Source organism: Edwardsiella ictaluri ATCC 33202 (assembly GCF_000264785.1).
GTDB classification, from domain to species: Bacteria; Pseudomonadota; Gammaproteobacteria; order Enterobacterales; family Enterobacteriaceae; genus Edwardsiella; species Edwardsiella ictaluri.
This window is the reverse complement of the sequence record NZ_AFJI01000039.1, coordinates 18,347-42,272: the sequence shown is the minus strand read 5'-3', so window position 1 is coordinate 42,272 and position 23,926 is coordinate 18,347. Positions and strand designations below refer to the sequence as shown.

Below are 23,926 nucleotides of genomic sequence, written 5' to 3'. Positions count from 1 at the left end.
TTAGTCAGGCTGTTTTGAAGCATGGCGGCACGGAAAACGTTATACATTCATGCGGAATATATTTGTAATAATTTGATTTTATTATAATAAAAAAAGACCCGTCACGATTCCTGTGTCAGGCATTAAAGCGTCTCCCGCCAATTCTGGCTCCCGATCACCGGTTTTTGGGGAGCTCTATCATCTGCCAGAGTGCCTCCCTCAGATCGAGGTATTTCTCGGTCATATGCCGGTTTTTATGCCCCAGCAGCCGCTGGCAGAATTCCGTTCCATACTGCGCCTGGTACATCCGTGAGGAAAGACTGCGGATCTCATGAAAAGAGGGTGGGGAGATCTCTTGAACCAGTCCGCACTTATCCATCAGCCGGGAGAAACCTTTGGTCAGGGTATCGGGCACCAGAGATCCCCCCGGCCTCCTATTGAGGCGCGGGCGCTGGGAGTTGAGCAGGTAGTCGCTCGGCCCCGGTATCCGGCAGCGCGCCAGTACCTCGCGCAGTCGCAGCGGATAGTCACCGAGCTGCAGATGGAGATCGAGGGTCATCGCCAGTCTGGCGCCGGTCTTGCGCTGGATCACCCACAGTTTATCTTCCCGGATATCCTGCCAGCGGAGCGCGCAGAGATCTTCCCGCCGTTGCCCCGTGAGCAGGGCCAGTTCAATGCTGCGCGGTAGCCATGGCTTATGCGGCTCCAGCTGGAGCGCCTGCGCGTAAACGGTCTGCAGCATCGTTTCTGTCAGGCGGCGGCGCTTGACCCGGATCGGCGGTGTACGGGTCTGCGTCACCGGATTGTAGTCGATGAGGCCCGCGGCGATGGCCTCGCGAAATAGGGCGTTGAGAAAGGAGCGCATCAGACCCGCGGCGGAAAGGTGGCCGATCAGGACATAGTGGTGTAGCAGCAAGGCGATGTCGCGGGTGGTGACCTGAGCGATATTCTTCTGCCCGATCACCGTTTGTACGGCCTTGATCTGTGAGCGCCTGGCGCGCAGGGTATTGGCGGCTACGCCGCGGTAGCCGAGGATCCGCAGATACTCCGCCATCCATTGGCTGACGCTGGGGCACGCTTCCACCATCGGTCGCTGGGTGTCGATATACTGGTTGGCCTCTTGCGCCTGGCGAACGGCCTCGTTTTTTTTGATATAGCCCAGGGGCATCTCCTGCCCACTGAGGGGATTGCGCCAGATGAAAAACCCGCCCTTACAGTACAGGTTGTCCGGTAATTTTGGCGTAGCGCTGTCATCGTTATTTTGGACCATTTTTTAGCCTCTCCAGCAAGGTGGGGGTAGACGCCGCCGTGCCGTCGGGAACGGTGGGCTGCTGCCAGGGTGGCAGGTAGCGGGCATCGCTCTGAATACGGTAAGCGCGGCCGTGGCGGTAGGGCTGCGGGTAAATATAGCCGCGCCGGATCCAGCGCCGGACGGTGTCCACACAGGGTGGCTTATCGAGATAGACTTGCCGGGCCCACGCCGGGATGGTGAGGTAGGTTGTCATGGGGGGCTCCGAGAGTCTGGAGGAGGTGCGATTTCCTGGTTTTTAATAAGAGAGAGTTAACCACGTGTCTAGGGCAGAGGAAGGGGCTTAGCAAAGAGAAGGGGGACGCTTTAACCAACGGTCACCGACCAGGTGATAGCGGCGGCAAAACGCCCGGTCGAGTTTCCCTTCGGCGGGCAGTTTGATGCCGACCGGTAGCGGCATTCGGCGCGGGGTGAAGTAATCATCTAGATGCAGGGCGCTGGCCGTTAGCGCGATAGAGTTGAGAATAGGCGACGCGCACACTGTCAGCCTGGTAGCAAAATAGCATGTCCTGCTGACCGGACTGTTTTTTGGTTTTAATAAAGAAGGCGAAATATTCAGGCATGGCGAGGCTCTCCGAGTGGGGATAAAATCGGCGCTTGATCACAAGGTGGCCGAGGGATGTGCGCCCGGTCGCGTTATTGCGCTGAATAGCGGTGCTATCGAGCCTGTACAATTTTGTGTAATTACCTGATTTTGATATGTTCAATCCAACATCAAAAGCAGGTTGATTTATGGACGAAAAACAGTTGCAGGCCCTGGCTAACGAACTGGCCAAAAATCTCAAAACCCCTGACGATCTCAGCCAGTTCGATCGCCTGTTGAATAAAATCGGCGTTGAGGCTGCTCTCAACGCCGAAATGTCCCACCATTTGGGCTACGATAAAAATCAGCCCAAATCGGGAGCTAACTCCCGTAACGGCTATATTATCGAGTTCGGTGACCGCCGGGACGGTCACTTCTGAGAAAAGGCATTTACACAGAATCGTGTACAGGGTCCATGTAAACCGTCAGCCCGCACCCCGTAGGGAGTCGGACTGACAAAAGCGTAATGATCTGAGGATAAGTGATTTAGCATCAGAAATGAAACAATAAAAAATATACTTACATTGCGACACCGATTAAGTAACGATGACGTTAAGTGATTATTATTATACTAAAGCATCATTCTCGACTGAGTATACGAACTGAACTAGCCTTATTATCAAAGGCGCTCGCTTCTGTATCACCCTCAACACGAGTATAGTAATTTCCGCTAAAATTCTTATCTTCGAAGAAACGTACCGTCCATCCATGAGGGATGGCGAAAGATGATATGCGTTTGGAGAAATTATATTGACTAAGATCAGAGATATCTTGAAGGATGCTCAAGGATTCACCTTTTTGATGTGGGTCAGCATACACCTCTAGATGATCGTTCTTAAGGATACAATGAGGCGAAAACGTGGTTCCCCAAGCATCATAATTTACGATTTCAGTATATTCTCCTATAGCTACACTTGGGCATGTCTTATGTGCCCCTGCCACAATATTAAGCTGGGGAGTAAATATATCCCTCGGTTTTGCATCATCGCAGACTTTACTACCAACGCCATATGGGCCAACATAATGACCGCTTCCTTTTATGTCAATATTAGCAAGAAAAGCCGTTCCTGAAACTAAGTTAAGGCATACCCGTGGTTTTTGTCTTCCATTAATTAGTTTCTCCAATCCACTTACGGCATCCTCATCAATATCTCTCGAATTATAAAACCAACTTCTATCATTTATCTTTATAAATGCCGTATAAGATGATGTCCCATCACATCTCAAATCACCCAATCCACGATCGCGTACAGACGTAAGGCCGCTCAGTAATTTTTCAACAAAAAAATCGCGCTGCTCCATATATCCGTCTAGCATTGCATTCAGTGTATTAGAATGTAGAGTGTTTCCAGCAATAACAAGATTATCTCTAATGATGCTCCCTTTGACGGAAGGAACCTCATCACCAGTAAACACATACCCCTCAACTGGACCTGATGATGGATTGCTTAATATTAAAAATTGTCTTGAATCTCTCCCTTCAGTTCCATCCTGGTCATGGTCATATAGCCATTCAAGAATCTGATTCCCTCTAACGTTTCTAAGAATCATATCTTTTCCATTGCTTAAATTTATATTATTAAAGTTCACCGTTGCTTGTGTTGTTATTGTTCCAATAGGTGTAAGGGCATTCACTTTATCTGTTATGTCTATGTCGGGTGGTAGGTAAACACAGCTGGCGAATGCTACACCATAAATTCCACTGCTTTCATCGTAGGCAACAAGAGAGAACGTTGCATTTGCGTTAAATGAGGTAATTAACATAGAAAATATAAATATATTTAATGCTTTCATATTCCACACCTCTCTCATCTGTATTGAAACATATAAGCGCGCCGCGAATCCGATATTTGTTATATTCATTGATTTAATATAATTAAAATAACATTAGAAAATAAATAAATTGGAATGGCGTCATTGCGCTCTCTTGTTGCGTGTTGCAATAGTGAGGCTGCTGTGATGCTAAGCGTATCGATACATCGCATCATTACACAAAAGTGTTACGTATTACAATTACAATTACAATTTATGGCAAAATAATATGATTGCTATGGCGTATAAAGAAAACCATTAATATAATCTCCATACATATTTATGTGGCTCAATTAAATAAATGAATATAACGACGGCGTTGTTGTTAAAAAATTTAAAGAAAAATTCACTCCGCTGGCCTTTTGCTATTCACACAGAGCAGGTATACCCCCTATAAGTGAGCCGCCGGGCATGGCTTTTGTCCTTTGTTTTATACAGTTTTTTACATGAGCTGTTCCAACATACAGTGATGTTTTTCTTCGGAGAATGTGGTCCGTCCCTCACTCTTAGCGACCATCTAAGCAGATGGTTACCGATGTCACCCGTGGTAAACGGCTTACCACGGGTAGACTCGGCGCCCATCCATCCACCGCGATACGCTACGGGACTTCCCACCCAATAGAACCCTAACTCTCACCCCGGCAACCCCCTGGCCAGCTGCGCCAGGATCTCCCGTCTACTCGGTAGGCGGTTGCTTTGGTGAACCTGTTGCCAGGCGCGGCGCTGGGTTTGGGTTTTATGCTGCAGCAGTAGCTCCACTTTTTTAGGCGGAATGCCGAGCAGGGCGGCGATTTCGTGGGCGGCGGTGTGGTGCAGATGCAGCTGGTAAACCGCCGTGATGATGGTGCTGGAGTAGCTGCGGCGCAGGCCGATGTTGAGGCGCGTTGGCGCCCGGTGTCGCTGGGCGGGGTCGATCGGCACCAGCCGGGGGCAGGGTGTCCATGCCGCGCCGCTGCGGATGGTCGCGCGCTGGCGCATGTGCCAGATGAGCCTGGCCGTGTGGTCGCAGCGATCGTCCTGGGTGCGCGACGTGGGGTAGATTAAGGGATCGTGCAGATCGTCTTCGTACTCTTCTTCTGGCGTGATATCTCTGGGTTTCATCATGGGCTCCTTGCCGGTGGATGGGGCGTTACAGCAGGTGGATCAGCAGCATGGCCAGCCCGGCGACGGTCAGGCAGACCAGAAATAGGGGCCAGCCGTGGGGATCGCCCGGTGGGTGGCGCAGCGCTTTGCCGCTGAGTTTGTAGCGATACAGTCCATTGATAGGGGGCGTTTTCATGGTGGGTGAGTTCTCCTTATGGGGGATACCCCGACCTGCGCCGGGGTGTGTCGTCGTCAGTCCCCGCGATACACGGCGCCGCCGGGACCCCGATGCCATGGCGGTGGGGGCTCGTACAGTGCTCCGGTACCGGGGCGAGGTGGCATTGCGTGGGGCGTCTGATGGCGGGGCTGGCGTGGGCAGAACGCCGCCGCCCGGTCGCGCAGGTGGTCGGCTGACCACTGGCGCCATGATTTTCCATCAAACTGCGGGTTGGGCTGCCCGGCCCGCAGCAGGGGGAGCAGGGCGATGACGTCGGCGACGATGCGCTGGATCTGCCGTTGGCGTGCGCTGTCCGCGGGGGATTTTCGGTGATTTTCCATAGTGCGTTTGCTCCTGTATCAGGCGTATTCGGCGCGCAGATCGTCAAGTGCCAGGGTGAAGCGTTGCTGTTCGCCGGGCGACAGGATCGCCAGACGGTTGTTGACCAGATTTTCCAGCTGCTGAAAGGCGGCGCGATCGGCGGGAGACAGCGCATCGAACGCGGCTTCGATCTCCTGTACCGCTTTATAGCCGCTGCGCTTTTTCTGGGTTTTCCCGCGCAGCTCGAACAGCAGCTGGCTGCCCAGCGTGGATTTATGTTGGGCGATGCGCTGTTCAACCTGACGGATCGCCTCCAGTGTCGAGGCCTCTTCCAAGGCTTGACGCAAGCTTTCGCCCAGCGTGGCGTCGTGGCTGTCCGCTGGCACCTCCGGTTGCGCGTCGTTTGCTGAGTTGGCGCTGTCTACCAGATCGCTGATGGAGACGCTGGGGGTGATGTCTTTTTCTTCCCGCGCGATGGGCTCTTCCAACTCGTCGGTGGAGTAGACGCCCAGCAATACGTCCGGGGTGTAGAGGCGTGCCCAGCGTTTGGCGGCCAGGTAGGCCAGCTGCTGCTTGGGATCGCTGGCCCACAGGGTGGAGTTGCGTACCTGGGCCTGGGAGAGCATCAGCACCAGTTCGCGCGGCGTATCCTCACCGCGCAGGGTGGCCCAGACCTTAATCCCGCAGCCTTTTTCATCGGCCAGCGTCCAGCCCGGCGCAATGTAGCTGTGGCCCTTGGCGGAGGTTTTCTCGGTAAATTTGCCGATCACGTTTTCCCAGGGGCCGAACCAGTCGTAGTGCAGGCGATCTTTGGTGGGCGACATGGTGGTGATGATGGCGTTGACCAGCTGCGCCTCATACCCTAGGGTGCCGCTGACGATATGGGTTTTCTGCGCCACGGCGAAGGGGTCCATACCCCAGCGGGCGGCCTGCATGGTGACGGCCATGCAGGCATCGGGACTCTTCTGGAAGTGGGCAGGCACCATGGCGCCGCTGCCGGCCATGACGCGGGAGAGGGTCATCAGGCGGTCAAACAGTTCGCCATTGGTCAGGATGGTGACGTTATCGATCAGGGCGCTGTGGCTGTTGTCGGCGGTTTCCGTTTTCATATGGGGCTCCTTAGGCGGCAAGGTGCTGCAGGCGGCGTTGTTCGTAGTCGGTCAGTTCATCGGTGATGACATCGACGATCGGGCCGGGCCAGTGGTTGCTGTCCATCGCCTGGCGGATGGCGGCCAGCTGGCGTTGGTATTCCAGCCGCCCCAGCGCCAGTTCGTCCGGGGAGGCTTCGACCAAGGCCACCCAGTGGTAGCCCGGATCTTTGTTGACGAAAATCCAGAAAAACTGGTCGAGCATGGCGAGGTCGCAGTACATGCCGGCGCTGAGGTGGTAGTCCCGCTCGATGATTTCGCGGTGCAGGCGGGTGCGCAGGTTGTCCTGCTTGACGTAGCCGAGGCTGACGGATTTGAGATCCAGGCCGATGCGGGCGTGGCCGGTGTCGATTTCCACATCGGGACGCACGCGGATCTCCAGCCCGGTGTTGTCATCCAGCCCGAAGTAGCTGACTTCGACCTCACGCCGGGGGTGGCGTAGCAGGGGGCCGGCTAACGCATCGGCGAGTAGCGCGTCGCAGATGGCGCAGCACAGGGTGTACTGCGCCTGACTGACCGGGATTTTCCCTGCGGCCTGACGCTGCCAGTCGGCCAGGATCTCGTCGGCAAAGCGGGCATCCGGCTGGATCTGGCGCAGGCTGGCCATCAGCTCCTCTTTTTTCCCACTGGTGTTCAGCGGCTGGGGTTTCTGGCGCTCTGCCTCGACCGCGGCGGGGTCGATTTGCGCCAGTTGCTCCAGCAGTGCGTCGCGGCTGCCGCCGGTTTTTAGCGGCGCGGGCAGGCTGGCGTTGTAGGCCTTGAGGCACGTCTTGATGGCGCTGGCGCCCTCGGGCTGCTCCAGCGTCTGAAACGCGGCGGGCAGCGCCGCATACAGCCGGGCGAGTTCGTCGGCACTGCCGCTGAGGGGCAGCGGCGCGGGCAGCCCGGCATTGTGCGCCAGCAGAGGCGCCTTGAGCTGATCGGCAGAGAGCGGGGCGGGTAAGGTGGCGTTATGGGCCTCGATGACTTTTTTCATCGATTCGCTGCCGGTGAAGACGTCGGGCGGGAGCTGCGGCTCCAGAGCGTATTCGGCGGCAAACTTTTCCGGCTCCAGTGCCAGGGTGTGGATCAGGGAGCCGAGCAGCAGCGCCGGTGACGCCTCGCGCGGGATGGTTTTGGCGATGTGGCGGCCATGAAAATACATCAGGCTGATGCGGGCGTCTTTGAGCATGGTACTGCTGATGCCGTTGGCGGCGTGGTAGTCCGCCGAGGAGAGTCCCGGATAGCGCCCCGGCTCAAAGCGGGGTGGCGTCACCTGCTCCTGCTTCTTATCTTGCTCCTGTGTGGGCGTTGCCGTGTCCGGGGCTGACTCGGTGGGCAGGCTCGCCAGCGGTGAGGCGGCGAACAGGGCCGTCATGTCGCCGGGGGCCGGATTGAGCGGCGCGGCGTCGCCAGACCGATCCTCTTGCTGGGGCGGCGCCCGGCGGGGCACCGGCTGAATGACACCCAGATTTTCGCAGATAAAGCGCCGGGTGGCGCCTTCGTCCCAGGCGATGGACTCCGGCGCCGCCTGGATCATGGCAAAGATTTGGTCGGGGTGGATTTCCAGGATCCCCGGGGTGTTGGCGAGCAGTGTGTACCAGATGGTCAGCGCCTTATCGCTATGCGCCATCAGCTGCTGTGCGCGGGCGACGATCGCCGGATCGGGGGTCAGCAGGTCGTAACCGTTGGCCGGCTGCAGGGCGCAGGCGATGGTGTGGCGCAGAAACTCCGTATCAAAGGGGCACCCCGGCGCCAGCATGACGGGGGCTCCCCGCGTTGCGCCGCTGGCGGTGGTGAGCGCCCCGGCCGTCATGCGCTGGCGGATAAAGGTCACCAGCTCTGGCCACTTGGGGATATTGTGGTTGTAGCGTTGCTGGATTTGCATGATCAGCGCATCCAGCCCGGCGGCATCCTGCTGTGCCAGTTCGCGGCATTTTCCGATGGCGACCGCCAGATGGTAGTTGCTGGCGTAGATCTCGCCTTCGGCATTGAGAATTTCGAGGGCGGTGGGCAGATCGTCGAGGTAATAGTCGCGTGGGCCATAGAGTTGTACCAGCGCCGCACGCTGCTCAAGCGGCAGCTGCCGGAAGCTGAGCGGGGTATCGTCGGGCTCTGCAGGTGCCGATTCTTCGGGTTCTGCGGGTGCCGATGGCGGCTGTGGTTCGCCTGACGGCGGCGCTGTCTTTGCGGGGGGCAGCGGCTCCTGACGGCGCACCCAGTTGTTATCCTCCATTTGGTAATGGCGGCAGAAGTCGCTGCTGAGTACGTCTTCCGGTGGCAAATCATCGACTACCGGCAGATGGGTGCGCTGGGGGTTAAAGTAGTCGGCCTCATCCAGCCCGGCGGCGTCCAGCGCGATGCTGAGTTTGGAGCGAGCGATGCGTTCATTGGTGGCTGAGCACCAAAACATCATGTCCGGTTTGCCGGATTTTTTCTTGGCCTTGGTGAGAAATGCGAAGGTTTCAGACATAGCGATGTTCTCCCGGTGAAAAGAGGAAGCGGAAAGGGCGGAGCAAAGGGAAAAACAGCGTGCGGGTGGCCGGACTGCGCTGGGGCTGATTCGGCCTGGGGTAGGGATTAGTCGCCTGCGTGGCGGAAACGGCGTGCGTCTTCGGCCAGTTCGACCAAATCCCCGTCGCGGTCAAAGAAGGCGATGCGGATATCGTAGAACTGTGAATAGTAAAGGCTGCCGGACTTTTCCTGCAGGTTGAGCACCGGGGTTGCAAACACGTGGCTGACGATAACCTTTTCGCCAATGTGTGGGCGCGTGGTGATACTGCCGATGCCCTCTTTTTTTACCACCACATCGCCGACGGCGAAGGGGCGATCTGGTTTTTGCAGCAGGATGGCGACGGCGTTTTGCAGTGCTTCAATAGACATGATGGTTCTCCATGGTGTGATAGAAATAGCCCGATAAGGCGGGGAGGGGGCTGAATGGATAGGCCGGTACGGCGGGGAACACCGGCGCGGTGGTGTAATAACATATCCAGCTGCGGTCTATGGCTCACCGCCATGACGCCCGTAATGACAGTGCAGACCGCAGCTGGGTATTATTATTTCAATTGGGAATTATATTATTGATTATTGCATGTTGCTTAATGGTTGATTGCGTGGAGTAATTATAGTGATAGTCGGCTTTGTGTCAGGAGCGGACATTGGTTGTTTATGTGGATAAATACTAAGGGTTTTTTATTTTCGCCACAAAACAGGCCCGCTTTGAGTAAATAAATAGGCAACACTTGTTTGTTGCTGAGGAAGTTAAAGTGCGCTAATTTAGGCATTTAGCGTAGACTAACCTAAAATAAATGGCTAGAAAAAAGTAATAATATACCAATACGCTTTTGATCACAGGAGTGGTAATTAATTGTAGTTAATATTTATCAATAATTTAATAATAGTATAACATCCGTTAGAGCTAGTGAAGGTGTGACGACACAATATCAGCATGTTATGCATTATCCTCGGTCCCATACTCCGCGCAGCAATGTCTGCTCGACAAAACGAACCGTTCAGTCGCGAGGATGAGGGCAGTGAATGAGGTGGTCAGTTTTATTAGCGCTCCAGGTAGTTTTGTAGGACGAATCGTGGCGAAGCGCCCCAACGAACTGATTGAAGCTAAGGGCACTGAGCATTGCATGAATCAACTCAGTGGAAATTTAAAGCACCAGTCTGATACTAAGGCTGGCAAAAAATCAAAATAAATGGATTGATACGGACATGACAGATAGCGTACAGACTGAAACAACCGAGGGAAAAATCATCATCAACTTGTTTGCTCCCAATCTTCCCGGAAGTACCAAAGAAGATGATCTCATTCAAAAATCTCTGCGTGATCAGTTGGTCGAGACTATCCGAAACTCGGTTACCCTTCCTGACACCGATAAGTCTGCTGGGCTAACACGGTTTATTGATGAGTCCGGTCGTAATGTATTTTTTGTGGATGGTACTCGCGGTGCGGGTAAAACCACTTTTATCAATAGCGTGGTCAAATCTCTAAACAGTGACCAAGGTGATGTAAAAGTCAGCATCAAGTGTTTGCCGACCATCGACCCTACCAAGTTGCCGCGTCATGAACCAATTTTGGTCACTGTGACTGCCCGTCTGAATAAAATGGTGTCCGACAAGTTAAAAGGATGCTGGGCGTCGAATGACTATAAAAAACAAAAAGAACAATGGCAGAATCACCTTGCGCAGCTCCAGCGTGGTTTACATCTGCTCACAGACAAGGAATATAAGCCGGAATATTTCAGTGATGCTTTGAAGCTGGATACTCAGCTTGATTACTCCATTGGTGGCCAGGATTTGTCAGAAATCTTTGAGGAGCTGGTTAAACGTGCGTGTGAAATTCTCGGCTGCAAGGCCATTTTGATCACCTTTGATGATATTGATACTCAGTTTGACGCTGGTTGGGATGTGCTTGAATCTATTCGTAAATTCTTTAACAGCGGGAAGTTGGTGGTGGTGGCTACAGGTGACTTGCGCCTATACTCCCAATTGATTCGCGGTAAACAATACGAAAATTACAGCAAAACTTTGCTCGATCAGGAAAAAGAGAGCGCCCGCTTAGCAGAGCGAGGCTATATGGTTGAACACCTTGAACAGCAATATTTATTAAAACTTTTTCCGGTACAAAAGCGTATTCAACTGAAAACCATGTTGCAACTGGTCGGCGAAAAGGGAAAAGTCGGTAAAGAGAAGATCAAGGTTAAGACCGAGCCTGGCATGCAGGATATTGATGCCATAGATGTTCGGCAAGCGATTGGCGATGCTGTTAGGGAAGGCCTTAATTTGAGAGAGGGCTCTGATGCTGACATGTATGTGAATGAACTGCTGAAGCAGCCAGTGCGGTTGTTGATGCAGGTGCTTCAGGATTTTTATACTAAAAAATATCATGCTACATCGGTAAAGCTTGATAGTAAAAAAAGAAGAAATGAAAGGCCTGATGAGTTATCAGTTCCGAATTTACTTAGAAATGCCTTATATGGTTCGATGCTAAGCAGCATTTATCGTGCGGGGTTAAATTATGAACAGCATCGGTTTGGTATGGATTCACTCTGTAAGGACATTTTTACCTATGTAAAGCAGGATCGTGATTTTAATACCGGATTTTATTTGCGGCCTCAGTCTGAAAGTGAAGCATTAAGAAATTGCTCTATTTACTTAGCGTCTCAGGTAAGTGAAAACTGTCAGGGCAGTCTGTCAAAGTTCCTACAGATGCTTTTGGTTGGTTGTGGTTCTGTCAGCATATTCAACCAATTTGTAACCGAGTTAGCACAGGCTGAAAATGATAGAGAAAAATTCGAACAGCTTGTTAGTGAATATGTATCTTATATGTCTGTTGGCAGAATTGAAAGCGCCTCACATTGGGCTAATCGATGTTGTGCGGTGGTTGCAAACAACCCTAATGATGAAAATGTTGGCGTTTTTCTTGGTATGGTGCAGTTAAATCGTAAATCACGCCAAAAGATGCCAGAGGGTTACAAAAAATTTAACATTAATACTGAGAATGGTTTGGCAAAAGCCGCAATGGCTGCTTCTTTGAGTACGGTAGCTTCAAATAACCTTATGGATTTCAGTAGTGTTTTTAATCTGATTGGTGCTATTGCAGATATCTCTGCATGTCGTTGTGAAAGACCTGCCATTACTAATGCTTTTAATAAAGTTGTAGCTCAGACAACATGTATTGTTCCCCCATGGAGCGAGGCTGCTGCTCGTGCAGAAATGAAAGGCTCAAGTAAAAGGGCGGATAAAGATGCTGCTGTTTTGGATATTGACCTTGATCCCATGGATGATGACGTAACTGCTGATAGTCAACAGGATGACCATCAGCAGGATGGCACAACGGAATTTTCTGATGCCATTACAAAAGTTGAGCAATGGCTTAATAAAGTAAAAGAAATTGAGATTGAAATTCGTCCGTCGGCACTTTTGATTGGTAAAGTATGGACTCGGTTCTATTTTAACCTTAATAATGTGGCTGATCAGCATAAAACCAGGCTCTATAAAGATGCAGCGCATGGACTAATGGCCAGTCAATCAAATGCTGCAAAAATTATGCGTTTTAATGTTTTGGCTTTTCTTCATGCGGTATTGGTTGAAGAGAGCTTATATCATTCGGTTAGTGATAGGGAATATATCGGTGAGGGGTTAAGACTAAACCCAGTTACTTCGGTTGATGAGTTTGAGAAAAAGATAAAAGTAATTAGTGAAGAATTGACAGCGGATAAGAAAACATGGAGCGATACCCACCCATTGTTTTTCTTATTAATTAGCTGTCCAATTCTACATCCGTTCATTTTTCCTGTTGGAGGGGTTAATTGTTCAGCCAAAGCACTGAGCAAGGAAGCAAGTTTCAATGAACTGATTGATAAAATTGTTGGCGGAAAATTACTTTCTGATAAAGAATGGGACTGTTTTTCTAAAAATGGTGATCGAGAAATAAACATTAAACAACAGGTGTCTCAAAACACTATAACATCGCTGAACTCCTCCACAATCGTCGGAGCGTCATACGATAAGGTTACGCCAGCTAGGAAAACCAAGTCGCCTTCATTAAGTAACGGCGAAGAAAAATGATAATGATCTTCGTATAAGGATTGGGTATGGAAAGGTTTCTTCTTAACTCAACAGTACTGTTGCATAGGCTGAGCACAGTCTCTTTGGATGAGGTATCACTTGATGAGAGGGTGGAGTCATCTGTGTTCCTTGCTCAATACGAACAGGAGCGTAGTTTGCCTGATCATGTAGCTAAATCGGCTTGGTCATCTTTAGTGCAGCAAATCAAACAGCGGAATATGAAACTCGGCCCAGTAGCGACCTTACGCCAGATAGCTGAAAAGTTTATTAAAAACGAGAAAGGTGGCCCCAAAATCGATCTACCTATGTTCTCGGAATGGCAAACGCTGATGAGCCGAGTGTCGTGCCTACCAATTATGGCGTGTCATCAGGTATTTAACCCTGGGGCTGCCAGTCAGGAATATAGCTTTCGCTGGCCTTTATACCCATATCACCCAACGGTTGAAGACTACATTACCCGTGAATGCCTACACGAAACTCACCAACACCTGAATGGCAGTACCAGTGCGGAAGAGTGTTGGCTGGATGCACTCAAGCACCCAGATGTGAGCGTCAGAGATTTCGAGAAGGGCTGGGCATCTCAAGAGATGAAACAACTCTGCGCCCAGATTGACCCCTCTCTGACGCCTGAAATCTTTAAGGATCGTTTGCAAATCGCCTGTAATATTCGTGAAATTCTTTGTCGGGTTGCTCAGGGCGTGGAGTTGCCAGAATGGATAGCATCGATGCAGTATCCGCAGCAGTTGGCGGATAGCACCATTCTGCATAATGGCCAGGAGTATGGGTTTGCGACGGTTTGGCCAACTGACGACAAATACAGTCAGGAGTCTGAATTTTGCTGGCTAACCGGGTTGTTGGAAAAATGGCGGTATAATGCGCCCGAAGGTTTAGAACGACTGCTTTGGGTTTACCTGCTGATGCAAAATCAGTACTTGACCTTACTGGTTCAGCGAGACGATTTTTTCGGTTTTGATCAGTTCCAGAATTACACCATGACGGAGTTGAGGGAGGAAACAGAGAAATCTTATTTGTCTCGTTTTAAACATGCCCATGGTGCTGGTGTGTATTCTCAGGTGCGTTATCTGGAAGGACGTTTTGCTCCGAAGAGCGACCCAAGAAAAATGCAAAAACTGCTCTTCAGTGTGTTAAGAGGATATTGGGAATACCTGAGTGCTCATATGTCTCTGGAATGGGTGCATGAGAAGCCGCTGACTATGTCGCAAGTGCTCGATAACCTCGAACTGGTTGAACCTCATGGCAAGTGTGCAGAACTGGCGCTAGTGCCGCACTTTATTAAAAGAAAGCCAAAAAATGGTGAGGTCTATCCTTACGCATTACTATTCAAAGAACTGAAAAATCAGGCAGCTATTCTGATGGACATGCTGAAGTCTGAACCGCGCCTGACAGGCTGGATTCGAGGAGTGGATGCCGCAGCTAATGAGATGCACGCACCACCGGAGTTGTTTAGCCCCTTGTTCCGGGTGCTAGCCAAATCAGGTATTGCTCATTTTACCTATCATGTTGGCGAGGACTTTCCGCATCTGATCAGTGGTATTCGATCCATTGATGATGCCTTGAGATTTTTGCCATTGCGTAATGGCGACCGCCTTGGCCACTGCACGGCGATTGGCATCACACCTAATATCTGGAAACGCTCTTTGCCCTTGTCTTTGTCCATGACCAAAGAGACGAGATTGCTCGATTTGGTGTTTATCTGGCGGGAACTTCGAAGTCATCCGGAACTGCTGCGTTACGCCAGTGATGCAGCGATTGAAGCAGTTCGCTTGGCCCATAAAGTGTTTTCGCTGGAAGAAGAAGTCTCGATTACCACCCTTGATCAGGTATTTGAAATGCGGGGGCTGTTGGCGGAATCGGAAGGTCTGCTGGGTGAACTAAATGGGCCATTAAAACCTAAATCCCTCTGGTTGGAAGAGTACGAGCGCGCCAGAGAGTTGGTTAAAACGACGGGTATGAAAAGGCCCCTGAAGTTGTATAAGCAATGGCTTACATCTGACAATGTGCGAAAGCAGCGTGGTGAATATGTTGAAGTTGCCCTGGAATATTTGCCGGATGAAGCGGTTGTTGCATTACAACAAGCTGTAATGGCAAAAATGGCAGACCGAAACATTGCGATAGAATGCCCTCCGACCAGCAATACCCGTATCAGTCAGTATCGAGATGTCAGCGAGCATCATATCTTTCGCTGGATGGGCTTGCCGGGTGAGGCGATTGAAGGTGATGTTCCTATGTCTATTTGTCTTGGATCTGATGATCCGGGGATCTTTGCCGCAGATTTGAAATCCGAGTTCTATCATCTGTTCATTGTGTTAACCCGAAATTTCGGTTTGTCGCCAGCGGAGGCTTTGGGAAAGGTGGCAGAGGTGAATGAGAATGGGCGGATTTATCGCTTTCATGATGTTAGCTAGCCTGTATACATTGATGATTCTGTGATCGTTCAAGACTCGCTGGGTTAAACGTTAACGTCCGCAAATCGCTCTTCGCGGACGTTTAGTTAGTAGATTGCACTCACCATTGTCCGCTGCTGGCCAGGGATGCCATAGCACCGTGATGCCTGGGGATGCCTGGGAACTGAGTTATGCGAATCTCTTCGCTCAACGCCGAGTGCATGGTTTTGATTGTTAAAGAGCGGAGCGTCCGGTAGGTCGGGCGCTTTTACTGCCCATGAGCCATCGCCGTCTTGCTCGCTGTTAGCGGAGGCATAGGCTAAATAAGCGTCACATTTCGAGACCACCATAGCCTTAGCTATCGTTCAAGTAAATACCTAAAGCTATAAAATGATACCGGCTTCGTGCTTTTTGTTGATATCTAAAGTAATTTATTTATAGCTAATGGAGTTTTTTTGATATGGAGGCGGGTTATCGTGATATCTGGAGTGGATCGAGGGAGATGAAAAAACCGGCTATAAGCCGGTTTCTATGACGCGGTGCAACTATGCGAATCTGACTAATCGCATTGGCCAATTAATGATAACTTTTCCGTTGATGTGCATCTGGTCTTCATCTTCTTTTTCAATGCTCCAGTTAGCATACGCGGGGTTATCAGAGATGACAGTGAGGGTGTTTTTTACCATTTGTAGCCTCTTGATATGTGAGGTACTTCCATAGGTAAATGCGTAAACCCCATCCCCGTCGAAGTATTTTACCGATATATCGATAAAGACTAAATCTTCGGGGTCAATCGTTCCTTTCATACTATCGCCGTTGGCATTTATCGCCCGAATGACGTTGTTCGAGCGACCACCAAACACCCTACGGGCGTAATCAGGCTCTAGTGATATAGACCGGATGATATCCGGGTAATCTTTGTTGTTGCTCCCTGGACCGCAGCTGTAAGAAATATCCATGACGCTTATGATATAAGAGTCATCCTTCGGTAATGGCAGGGATGAGATCACAACCCCATTATCCTTCCTCATGGGCCCCCGTCCAGCTGATAACCATTCAGGCTGAACCCCAAGCACCGCCGCGATCTCGACAACTTTGCGAGAGCTCTTAGCCTTTCCTGATGTCAGTTTCCATACGCTGGGTTGAGCCATTCCTACAGCCTCCGCCAGAGAGGCCTGTGTCATTTTTGCCTCTGCCATGGCGAGGCTAAGTCTGTCTGCAAATGTATTTTCGTTCATAACAGAACTCTATAACTAAGGTTATATACAGTCAAAAACCAAAAGCTATTGCTTGTTCGATAGCTTTAGTTATAATTGATCCATTGAGGAGCGCAGGGGGAGCTATGACCAACAGCCTTATCAAAGAGGCTATCGCTCTGGCCGGTGGCCAGCAGGAGTTAGCCCGTTCGTGTGGCGTTCGGCAGCCATCGGTTTCCGAATGGCTTCGTGGCAAGAAAAAACCATCCGCAATCAGCGCAAAGCGGATTGAGCTGGCAACAGGAGGAAAGATTTTAGCCATCAATATTCGTCCCGATTTATATGAGATTTTAGATAACTAATAGAGCTTTCTAAAAGTGATACGCATTACATAACAGCAATCCCTATCCTCGTTGGACGCTGTGGGGATAGTCCTTTAACCCGATTAAGGACTGACCTATGACCATACACCATCCCTCCCTTTCCCCGGCAGGGGCCCAGTTGGACATCTTGCGCCAGCAGCTGCTGGCCCGTAAGCGCGTGGGTAAGCCCGGCCTGCCGCTGCACCTGCTGCGCGATGATCAGATCAAGACCCGCTGGACGGAGTCCGAGCTGGCGACCATTCGGGCGGCGTCCTCCGCCATGTCTTCCAATCCGGCTGTTGAAACCAATATCGCGGCGATCCGTGGCTTTCTGGCGATGTTCGCCGAGGCGCCGGAGATGCTGATCCATGTGCATCTGGCGTTGCAGGCCGCCGACATTTCAGCCCCCGACTGGTTGCCGCCGCTGCCGGCATCGGGCAGAGCAGCGTTATGAAACGGCAGCAGAAACTGAACACCGCACAATCCGTGGCGCTGATCGCCGGGATTGTCGGTGAGAAGTTGGATTTGGCCGGGGAGGAGACCCGGCGTTTGGCCATCACAGGGGCTTTGCCGGGCGTGGTGCGGGCGTTTTTTTCGCGCGAATCGGGCGGTGTGGCCTCCGGCACAGGAGAGCAGGTATGGCACACAACACAGCAGGACGACAGCCCCTTTTCCCGTTAACGCTGCCGCCGTCGGCGCCGGGAGGTGTCCGATGAGCTGGTCGCAATTCATTCACGACAATATTCGGCGCCAGCTGGTGGGCGAGGGCTTCGACGAGGCGCTGGCGCGCAAGGGGGCGGAGGCGGGTGTCGCGCACTATGCTGCGCACTCCACCCAGGCATCCCGCTGCGGCAAGCTCTTTGATGACTGCCTGCGGGTGGCGCGGCGCTGGGTGGTGGCGTACGGCACCGTTCAGGAGCGCAGCCAGCAGCGCCAGCAGCGTCTCGCCCGGTTGGCGAGCGCCCGGCGCTAAGGGGGAGGGATGAGCCTATCGTACGCACTCTCTCACACGCTTCACCATGATCTGGCGGGAGCCTCCCGCCGGCTTCAGGCAGTGTTTATCCTGCAGGCCAAGCGGGCCTATGTCGAGTGCCGCCATGTCGCGGCATCGGTTGACTGCGCCCGTCGTTTGGCGATGCGAATTTCCACAGTGACGAAAAACGGTTGGTGACCTATGAGCATGATGCTGATGGCGATGGCCATGAAAATTAAGACAGGGAATCCTCTGCGCAAATTGGTGCTGCTGAAGCTGGCCGACAACGCCAACGATCAGGGCGAGTGCTGGCCGTCGATCCCGTATCTGGCGGCGACCTGCGAGATGGCCGAGCGTTCGGTGCAGCACCATATCAAATGGCTGCATGAGCAGGGCTTTTTGTGGGTGGAGCCGCGCAAGAGCAAAAATGGCGGTCACCAGTCGAATATTTATCATCTGACCCTGGAAAAGCGCTTACAGATGCCGCCGGATGAGGATGAAAAGGGCGATCTGCCTCCGGCCGAAAATCAGGAAAAAAAGGGTGCTGCGCAGGGGGCGGGATCAGCCGGTGCAAATGGTGCGTCTTTGTCTGAGGTGCCAGTGCAACACATACGCCAGGGTTTGTCGTTTGATTCACTAGGGGTGGAGCAGCCATTGCACCCAGAACCTATCATTAAGAACCTATCATTAGAACCTATACCCCCCTTACCCCCCAACAACAGCGAATGCGTTGAGCCCGACAAGGACAAAACCGATCGGGGAAAACCGGATTGGACAGCGCCCGATCGACACTATCGCAAACCCGATAATCCTGACGCCGATCACCCAGAACCGGAAAATCTCACCCGACGACCTGCTGAACGTATGGACTATGGCGCTTATCTGGCGGCCTACAACGCGCTGGTGGGCGACAGGCTCCCCCATGCGGTGACCGTCAACGAGGAGCGTAAGCGTAAACTGCGTTCGCTGGTGAAATCGTTGGCGACACCGAATCTGGAGGGCTTCCGGGCCTATGTCTCGGCGTTTCTCGACCATGCCAAGCCGTTTTACTTTGGCTTCGGCGATGCGGGCTGGATCGCCGATTTTGATTACCTGCTGCGCCAGAAAACCCTGACCCGGGTACGGGAGGGGACACTGTGAACGCCAATCTCCAGTACCTGGAGTCCAGTGTGATCGGTGGCCTGCTGCTGGGTGGCCTGACACCGGCTGCGCAGGAGGTGCTGGCGTCGCTGGAGCCTGCCGCGTTTTCGATCCCGCTGTACCGGACGGTGTACCGGGTTATTCAGCGTCAGGCCAGAGCCCGTAACCTGATCGACTCGCTGATGGTGGCCGAGGAGTGTGGGGATGAGCACTTTGCCGATGTGATGAGCACGGCCAAACACTGCCCCAGCGCCGCCAATCTGGCGGGCTATGCGGAAATGGTCAGCCAGGAGTACCAGCGCAGGCAGTTCGCCGTCACCCTGGATGGCATGCGCCGGGAAATCATCAGCGCCAGTATCGAGCAGGCCGGGCAGGCGATGGATACCCTGATGAGCCGCCTGTCGCTGATCCGCCGTCCCCGGCTGGAGCCTGTACCGGTGGTGCTGGGCGAGGTGATGGGGGATTTTACCGAGACGCTGGAGCGGCGCCTGAACAATGGGCTGGAGTCGGACACCCTCCGGCTGGGGATCGCGTCGCTGGATGCGGTGACCGGCGGGGTGAATCCGCAGGATTTGATCATCATCGCCGGGCGCCCGGGGATGGGGAAAACCGCGCTGGCCATGCGCATTGCCACGTCGGTGGCCGCCCGCACGTTACCCGGCACCTCACAGCGGCGCGGGGTGCTGATCTTCAGCCTGGAGATGGGCGCGCAGCAGTTGGCCGAGCGGGGCATTGCCGCAGCCGGCGGGCTGGCGGTGTCGGTGCTGCGTAATCCGGCCACGCTGGATGACGAGGGCTGGGGGCGGGTATCGCAGGGCGTCGCGGCGCTGGATGGGCTGGATCTCTGGATCGTCGATACCGCCCGTTTGAGCGTGGAGAAAATCCGCGCCATGGCCGAGCGCCAAAAGCAGGCACACCCGACGCTGTCGCTGATCCTGGTGGACTATCTGGGGCTGATCGAAAAACCGCGCGCCGAGCGCCACGATCTGGCCATCGCGCATATTTCCGGCAGCCTGAAGAGCATGGCGAAGGAGCTGGGGACGCCGGTGATTGCGCTGAGCCAGCTGTCCCGCGAGGTGGAAAAACGCCCCAACAAGCGGCCGGTCAGCGCCGATCTGCGTGACTCCGGCAGCATTGAGCAGGATGCCGACCTGATCGTCATGCTGTACCGCGACGTGATTTATCACCCCGATACCCCGGCCCGGCACCATGCGGAGCTGATCGTCACCAAAAGCCGCTTTGGTCAGGCCGGGGCGGTGATTTACCAGCGTTTTATCAACGGCCATTTTGTGGAGTGCGATCAGGAGGAGGCGCGGCGGCTGTGTACTCCGATGGATCAGCCGCCGCTGGCAGCGCGTTACCGCGGCGCCAGAGTGTGAGCGCCGACATGAGACAGGGAGGAGAGACGATGGACGTGAAACCGAGCGTCAGTTTTCAAGAGCGTGCCAGCATCAACAACGGGCTGCGGGCGCTGAGCCGTGAGCGGGGCTGCGTTGGCGGCAGTACCCAGATGAGCCGCGTGATCATCGTCGCCGCCGGCGCCGACTGGCACACGCTGCGCGGCCTGGAGCGTCGCCTGCTGCAGCTGTTCCCGCGGGAGGGGGATACCCAGGCGGCCATCAGCGCCCGGCTGCGGCAGGTCAGCGTGCTGCGCCACGGGCTGGTCAAGCAGGTGCGCAAGGTGCGCAATCCCGACAGCGGCAAAACGGTCTGGTTTTACCGACTGGTGCCCGCCCGCCGCGATGGGAGCGTGTGATGGTGAAATTTTCGCCTGTGCGCCACGCTGCGGCGTTTTTAGGATATCAGCCATACCAACCCACGGCATTGATGGCTACGCCGCGCCTGAGCCATTCTGAGGCGATTTTATGAGCAGTGTGCAGGGGAGGTCGCCGCGCCGCCATAAAGCCGAGGCGCTGGGCGTGCTGCTGCCGGGCGGCGGGATCCGCTATGCCACCGATCACGATCGTGACGTGATGCGGGCGGTGCCGGTCGGTACGCCGATTGCGCTGCAGCCGGTGGGCGATCGGCGCAACCTGAAGCACCACCGCAAATTTTTTAAGCTGCTGGCGCTGGGGATGCAGTACTGGGTTCCCCGTTGGGATTTTGTCAGCCGTTCGGAAAGCTGGGTCGCCCATGCGGTGGCGCGGCGTATCGCCGAGGCGGCCGCCGATCCGGCGCTGTATGACAACGTAACGCGGCAGATTGCGCAGGGGGTGCTGGCCCGGCTGGCGGAGAAACGGCGCGGGCTGTTCGATGCCGAGGCGCTCAAAACCGAGGAGGCCTACCTGAACCACGTGATGACCCGGGCCGGGTTCTGTGATGTGAAGCCGGCGCCGGACGGCGGCACCTACCGCCAGCGCTGGAGCATTGCCTTTGCCAATATGGATCAGGCGACCTTTGACCGTATCTATCGCGGGGTGGCCGGGGTGATTTGGAATGAGACCCTGAGCCAGCATTTTGCCAGCGAGGCAGAAATGGCGCTGGCGGTGGATCAGCTGATGGCGTTTTAGTGATGAAAAAATCAGGGGCGTTTCGCAGCCGGGCGTGGCGGGAGTCGGCCCGGGGGCAGGGGTGTACCCTGCAAATTCCCGGAATTTGTAACGGTGATCCGCAGACGGTGGTGCTGTGCCATCTAGCCAGCCCGATGCATGGCATGGGGTACAAGTCGGATGATTTCTGGGCGGTGTATGGCTGTTCGGCCTGCCACGATGTATTGGATGGCCGGGCACCCTATGACTGGCGACCCGGCGAGCGGGAGGAGGTGATGCTGGCGGCGCTGTATTGGACGCTGAGGGTAGTGATAGATGATTAAACGATAGGCGATATCTTCTTGATGTAGAGAATTATCGTGGTACTGTATATGTATACAGTTTATATATGGCTAAATAACCAGTATCCCATTTTTAGAGAGTTGGTATTAAATTAGGATCTTTCCCTACTTATTGGATGAGAGTTTATGATCCTAGAAACGGCAACAATTACATTTTATAGAATTCATAAGTGTGGCTACTACGGCTATGGAGATTTGCTCCCCGCATTTGGTAATTGTGCTGAGATGCTGACAGATCTTGCTTCATGGGCAGAAGGGAAAAGTTTTAAGCAAACAAAGACATATGAAGGAAATGATGAGGTTTTACCAACTTATTTACTTGATATGAAGCGTGCTGATGATAACGTGGTATTACTTCTTTGGAATGAAGTACCCTCTACAGATCAAAGTGTTCCATCCGTACAGGCAGATGCGGAATTTGGAGAGAGTCCAGATGTTATACTGAATTCGATCGAACCAGGTAGTATTCCAGGATTTGCAACTTATTTTTGGTTCGTTCCATCCATGAATTTGGTGGCAAGTATTAAACTTAATCATGCTCTAACTGGCCAAAAAGCAATGCAGGTTTATCTCCATAGCTTTTTAAAACAGTCATCGAGTCATGTTGTGGCAGAAATGACAGATCAAGCAGATGGTACATATGATATTGTAATTAAAGGTTATAAAGTTAATCCTGATGATGATTCTTTGCCAAAGAAAAAACACCGACCACAATTTTCAGTTGGTTTAGTAAGAAATCCTGGAAAACATGATTTTATTAGACAGCGAGCTAATAGCGTGTCAAAGATTGAAAAAATAGTTGAATTGGATGTGTCTAAAGCTGAGGATTATAGCCTTTGGCAAAAACTATTAATTGGTATGCGTGTCAGTCAAGCACAATCAAGTGATGTGTCAACAAAGATAAAATATGAGCTTTCTCCGGAAGTAGATATTGATGATATCAATGGAATGATTGATGATTGGAATGATAATCATGATACTAATTCTTGCGACTATGGATTTACTTTCTCTGGTGATTCAAAGACATATTGGTTAAGTCGCTCATTGGCTAGAACTCAATTTCCTTTAAACTTAGAGCGTCGGAATGCTGAGTTTGTAACATCCGCCTCTCTTCTCAATGAACTTGTTGGTAAGAGGGAGCTCATATTGCGTGAGGCCGGAGTTTAGATGAAAATATTAAGTGGTATATTCCTTTTTGCTATTTTGATTGCTTCTGCCTATTTTGGAAGGAATGTGCCATTTTCATCCCAATGGCCTCTTTATGAGGCCTTACGTACTACAGCATCAATTATATTTGCTGTTGTTGGGGCTTGGTTTGCAATTATTTACCCGGAACGCTTGAAAAAATCATTTAGAGGTGGTGGTGTTGACGGTGAACCTAATGGAGGTGGGATAACAAGACTTTTTACTCCAATTGTTTACTCAACTGTAATCTTAGCATCAGTATTAATAATTGGTGTGACGGCGCCTTTAATAAAACAAATAACTTTCTTTTTAGTGCATAAAGAGTTTTTTAGAGGTGCATCTTATCTGATTTTGGTTTTTTTGACATTGTTGCAGCTTTTTACGATTGTTTGTAGCTTGATTGGGCCTGATATGATTAAAAGGAACCACTCATTACAAAAGAGATCTAAAGATGCTGCGAACTCTATCTTGCCCGTCAATAAACGGAAATGATGCGTATATATAGGTTTTTGTTTATTGGATAAGCTTAGCGTGTTAGATATGTATGATTTGTAAGTAAAACCTTCAACTAGGAGGGATGTCGTGTCTTCGAGGTGAGACAATCTGAATATTGGAGATCTTAAAATGGCAACGTTGGATAGTCTGTTAACGCAGTGTAGTCCTGAAAGTCGTGCGAAAATTGAAGTGCGGGTTGATGAATTGCGTCGAGAAGTATTGCTCCATCAGCTTAGAGAAGAACTGAGCACTCCACAGAGTGAATCGGCCTCCGTACCAGCAGTAAAAATAGATAACAGTGACAAGAGGTAATATCTTTCCCCCCACCAC

At 52.4% G+C, this 23,926-nt stretch carries 25 protein-coding genes and 1 pseudogene; 16 read left to right on the top strand and 10 right to left on the bottom strand.

Annotation, left to right across the window (positions count from 1 at the left end):
- Positions 1–154 precede the first annotated feature (154 nt).
- Entirely contained in the window at positions 155–1,249 is a 1,095-nt protein-coding gene (locus tag EIEH_RS05040; protein ID WP_015871362.1) for a tyrosine-type recombinase/integrase, read from the bottom strand.
- Positions 1,236–1,484, bottom strand: a complete 249-nt coding sequence (locus tag EIEH_RS05035; RefSeq protein ID WP_015871361.1) for an excisionase — start codon at positions 1,482–1,484, stop codon at positions 1,236–1,238. The genes EIEH_RS05040 and EIEH_RS05035 overlap by 14 nt, the downstream gene beginning before the upstream one ends.
- A gap of 536 nt (positions 1,485–2,020) precedes the next feature.
- Between EIEH_RS05035 and EIEH_RS05025 the strand changes: the two are divergent.
- Positions 2,021–2,212 (top strand): annotated as a pseudogene (locus EIEH_RS05025) (IS256 family transposase); the annotation flags it as partial.
- 238 nt (positions 2,213–2,450) lie between these two features.
- Here the strand turns inward: EIEH_RS05025 and EIEH_RS17385 are convergent.
- The 7 genes from EIEH_RS17385 to EIEH_RS04995 all read right to left on the bottom strand — a co-directional run bounded on the left by EIEH_RS17385 (position 2,451) and on the right by EIEH_RS04995 (position 9,314).
- The gene (locus tag EIEH_RS17385; RefSeq protein ID WP_015871356.1) at positions 2,451–3,665 is read right to left on the bottom strand and encodes a DUF1028 domain-containing protein; all 1,215 of its coding nucleotides are present in this window, start codon (positions 3,663–3,665) and stop codon (positions 2,451–2,453) included.
- Positions 3,666–4,316: 651 nt separating this feature from the next.
- Positions 4,317–4,784, bottom strand: coding sequence for a hypothetical protein (locus tag EIEH_RS05020; protein ID WP_015871354.1), 468 nt, complete (start codon positions 4,782–4,784; stop codon positions 4,317–4,319).
- Positions 4,785–4,812: 28 nt separating this feature from the next.
- Entirely contained in the window at positions 4,813–4,962 is a 150-nt protein-coding gene (locus tag EIEH_RS05015; RefSeq protein ID WP_015871353.1) for a hypothetical protein, read from the bottom strand.
- 56 nt (positions 4,963–5,018) lie between these two features.
- Entirely contained in the window at positions 5,019–5,324 is a 306-nt protein-coding gene (locus EIEH_RS05010) for a hypothetical protein (RefSeq protein WP_015871352.1), read from the bottom strand.
- Positions 5,325–5,342: 18 nt separating this feature from the next.
- Positions 5,343–6,413: a RecT family recombinase gene (locus EIEH_RS05005; protein ID WP_015871351.1), complete on the bottom strand. Its 1,071-nt coding sequence runs from the start codon at positions 6,411–6,413 to the stop codon at positions 5,343–5,345.
- Positions 6,414–6,423: 10 nt separating this feature from the next.
- The gene (locus EIEH_RS05000) at positions 6,424–8,904 is read right to left on the bottom strand and encodes a RecE family exodeoxyribonuclease (RefSeq protein WP_015871350.1); all 2,481 of its coding nucleotides are present in this window, start codon (positions 8,902–8,904) and stop codon (positions 6,424–6,426) included.
- A 107-nt stretch (positions 8,905–9,011) separates the two neighbouring features.
- Positions 9,012–9,314, bottom strand: a complete 303-nt coding sequence (locus EIEH_RS04995) for a hypothetical protein (RefSeq protein WP_015871349.1) — start codon at positions 9,312–9,314, stop codon at positions 9,012–9,014.
- Positions 9,315–9,964: 650 nt separating this feature from the next.
- Here EIEH_RS04995 and EIEH_RS19245 point away from each other — a divergent pair.
- The 3 genes from EIEH_RS19245 to EIEH_RS04985 are packed head-to-tail and all read left to right on the top strand — an operon-like array spanning position 9,965 to position 15,436.
- A complete protein-coding gene (locus tag EIEH_RS19245) occupies positions 9,965–10,135 on the top strand; it encodes a hypothetical protein (RefSeq protein ID WP_158405946.1) in 171 nt (56 codons plus the stop codon).
- Positions 10,136–10,151: 16 nt separating this feature from the next.
- Positions 10,152–13,010, top strand: coding sequence for a hypothetical protein (locus EIEH_RS04990; protein WP_015871348.1), 2,859 nt, complete (start codon positions 10,152–10,154; stop codon positions 13,008–13,010).
- A gap of 26 nt (positions 13,011–13,036) precedes the next feature.
- Positions 13,037–15,436, top strand: a complete 2,400-nt coding sequence (locus EIEH_RS04985) for an amidohydrolase family protein (protein ID WP_015871347.1) — start codon at positions 13,037–13,039, stop codon at positions 15,434–15,436.
- Positions 15,437–15,960: 524 nt separating this feature from the next.
- Here the strand turns inward: EIEH_RS04985 and EIEH_RS04980 are convergent.
- Positions 15,961–16,653: an XRE family transcriptional regulator gene (locus EIEH_RS04980; RefSeq protein WP_035608902.1), complete on the bottom strand. Its 693-nt coding sequence runs from the start codon at positions 16,651–16,653 to the stop codon at positions 15,961–15,963.
- A 104-nt stretch (positions 16,654–16,757) separates the two neighbouring features.
- On the opposite strand from EIEH_RS04980, the gene EIEH_RS04975 reads away from it, so the two are divergent.
- From EIEH_RS04975 to EIEH_RS17370, 12 genes are all read left to right on the top strand, one after another.
- Positions 16,758–16,973 (top strand): transcriptional regulator, encoded by a 216-nt coding sequence (locus EIEH_RS04975; RefSeq protein WP_012848463.1) that lies wholly within the window; start codon positions 16,758–16,760, stop codon positions 16,971–16,973.
- Between the two features lie 97 nt (positions 16,974–17,070).
- Positions 17,071–17,427 (top strand): hypothetical protein, encoded by a 357-nt coding sequence (locus EIEH_RS04970; protein WP_015871345.1) that lies wholly within the window; start codon positions 17,071–17,073, stop codon positions 17,425–17,427.
- Complete coding sequence (locus tag EIEH_RS04965) at positions 17,424–17,654, top strand: hypothetical protein (RefSeq protein ID WP_015871344.1); 231 nt, start codon at positions 17,424–17,426, stop codon at positions 17,652–17,654. Before EIEH_RS04970 ends, EIEH_RS04965 begins: the two co-directional genes overlap by 4 nt.
- 31 nt (positions 17,655–17,685) lie before the next feature.
- On the top strand, positions 17,686–17,946 hold the full coding sequence (locus EIEH_RS04960) for a hypothetical protein (protein WP_015871343.1): 261 nt from the start codon (positions 17,686–17,688) through the stop codon (positions 17,944–17,946).
- Positions 17,947–17,955: 9 nt separating this feature from the next.
- On the top strand, positions 17,956–18,144 hold the full coding sequence (locus EIEH_RS17380) for a hypothetical protein (protein ID WP_071525694.1): 189 nt from the start codon (positions 17,956–17,958) through the stop codon (positions 18,142–18,144).
- A gap of 3 nt (positions 18,145–18,147) precedes the next feature.
- Complete coding sequence (locus EIEH_RS04955; RefSeq protein ID WP_015871341.1) at positions 18,148–19,086, top strand: helix-turn-helix domain-containing protein; 939 nt, start codon at positions 18,148–18,150, stop codon at positions 19,084–19,086.
- The gene (locus tag EIEH_RS04950) at positions 19,083–20,465 is read left to right on the top strand and encodes a replicative DNA helicase (protein WP_015871340.1); all 1,383 of its coding nucleotides are present in this window, start codon (positions 19,083–19,085) and stop codon (positions 20,463–20,465) included. The genes EIEH_RS04955 and EIEH_RS04950 overlap by 4 nt, the downstream gene beginning before the upstream one ends.
- Before the next feature lie 29 nt (positions 20,466–20,494).
- Complete coding sequence (locus tag EIEH_RS04945) at positions 20,495–20,842, top strand: hypothetical protein (protein ID WP_015871339.1); 348 nt, start codon at positions 20,495–20,497, stop codon at positions 20,840–20,842.
- A gap of 109 nt (positions 20,843–20,951) precedes the next feature.
- Entirely contained in the window at positions 20,952–21,596 is a 645-nt protein-coding gene (locus tag EIEH_RS04940) for a DUF1367 family protein (RefSeq protein WP_015871337.1), read from the top strand.
- 2 nt (positions 21,597–21,598) lie between these two features.
- On the top strand, positions 21,599–21,898 hold the full coding sequence (locus tag EIEH_RS04935) for a nuclease domain-containing protein (protein WP_015871336.1): 300 nt from the start codon (positions 21,599–21,601) through the stop codon (positions 21,896–21,898).
- Between the two features lie 144 nt (positions 21,899–22,042).
- Positions 22,043–23,083 (top strand): hypothetical protein, encoded by a 1,041-nt coding sequence (locus EIEH_RS17375; protein ID WP_015871335.1) that lies wholly within the window; start codon positions 22,043–22,045, stop codon positions 23,081–23,083.
- A complete protein-coding gene (locus EIEH_RS17370) occupies positions 23,084–23,593 on the top strand; it encodes a hypothetical protein (protein WP_071525693.1) in 510 nt (169 codons plus the stop codon).
- The last annotated feature ends 333 nt before the right edge of the window (positions 23,594–23,926 follow it).